Source organism: Lactococcus fujiensis JCM 16395 (assembly GCF_002441655.1).
GTDB classification, from domain to species: Bacteria; Bacillota; Bacilli; order Lactobacillales; family Streptococcaceae; genus Lactococcus; species Lactococcus fujiensis.
On the sequence record NZ_JXJU01000044.1, the window covers coordinates 1 to 1482 of the forward strand.

General features: G+C 33.2%; 1 protein-coding gene and 1 pseudogene. Both read right to left on the reverse strand.

Features of this window, described 5'->3' with window-relative positions:
• Positions 1-92: 92 nt before the first annotated feature.
• Positions 93-788: a hypothetical protein gene (locus RT41_RS10120; protein ID WP_096819289.1), complete on the reverse strand. Its 696-nt coding sequence runs from the start codon at positions 786-788 to the stop codon at positions 93-95.
• Positions 789-1123: 335 nt separating this feature from the next.
• Positions 1124-1482 (reverse strand): annotated as a pseudogene (locus RT41_RS10125) (IS6-like element IS1216 family transposase); the annotation flags it as partial.

Consider the following 1482-nt stretch of genomic DNA (forward strand, 5'->3'; position numbering starts at 1 on the left):
TCTTATTATTTGATAGTGGTCCAAATATTGCCATCGTCAAAAAATTACTTTAAATAGAAATAAAAAGACAGGAAGGTGATAAACCTATCTTTTTATTTTTTATCTATATTGACAAATTTTAAATCATTTTTGGAAATATTTACCTTCAAGTGTCTATCAGAATTTAGATTCAGTAAATCTTCTAAGTCTTGTGAGGCATACTTAGCCACTTTTTCTTTGCGATTTTCATTATTTAAAACATAATCGGATGTCGCATAAACAGCCTCTGTAGATTTTTCAGAAAGAAATTTTTGAGCTTCTTTTCCAGAGGTCCAACCATCAACTACTTTATCTACAAGTCCATTAGTTGACTGATCTATTTTAATATCCCCTGTTTGCTGAGAATCTACTTTAACCAGAAGAGGTTCCTTGAATGTTAGTACGTTATTTTTTATCTCAATATCTTTGCGGGTAATGCTAGATAGTTCAATTTTAAATTCCGTTTTGATAGGTATTTTAGCAGTTAGTGAACGTCCTACAAAAAATTTTGTTACTACTTTTGTCCATTCTGGCCACTTTGCTAACTCATTATTAGTGAATTCTTGGTTTTGTGTTGTTTCAACATCTGCCCCTGCAACTAAAAGCATATTTTCTTTTGAAAATTTCTTTACGACAAAGCTATATTGAGTTTTAGCTGAACCATTAAACGGATTGTGGTTCTTCAAATACCACCAACCTAATCCAAGCAGTCCGACTAAAACGATAAGTAAAGCAATTTTGTTAGCTACTGATTTTCCAATTGTTTTCATACATTCTCCTAAAAATATAAGTATTTTAATTATTATAAAAATTAATGTAGGCCAATTCCTAATCACTTTTTAAAGAGTCTTGACCAGCTCTCTAAGTTTTTTTCTAATTATCTCACATAATAATTCAGATGTCCATTATTACAAAGTGGACTACCATCAAATAGTTAGACATAAAATGAACTATTTGATGGTAGTCCAAGTTACTAGACTGATTCAAAAGTATACGAACAACAGACTAATAATCAGAGTACTTCGAATCAGTTGCAATATATTGAAGGAGGGGTTCTGTTGCAAAGTTTTAAATAAAGAATAAAATCCCTTACGGTATCTATGATTTAAGCTGGGATTCCCAATAATACCTTGATTTCAGTACAGACCGAAAACCCGAAGAGAGTGCCTTCTTTTCGGGTTTTCTTATATAATCCTCGGATGGCTTCCATGCCTTTAATCGTGGGTGAGGCAGTGCGTAAACTTCGATAGAATTTATTGCGTCTCTTTACTGGACGATGGTCTTGTTCAATCAAATTATTCAGGTATTTAATGGTACGATGTTCTGTCCCTTGATAAAAGCCGTATTCTTTTAGTTTCTTAAAGGCACTTGTAATAGAGGGGGCTTTATCTGTGACTACAACCTTCGGTTCATCAAACTGCTTCACTAACCGCTTAAGAAAAGCATAGGCTGCTTGCGTATCCC

What these genes read in the sequence shown, in the direction of transcription:
- RT41_RS10120 (WP_096819289.1), bottom strand. Translation starts at nt 788, where the DNA reads ATGAAAACAATTGGAAAATCAGTAGCTAACAAAATTGCTTTACTTATC.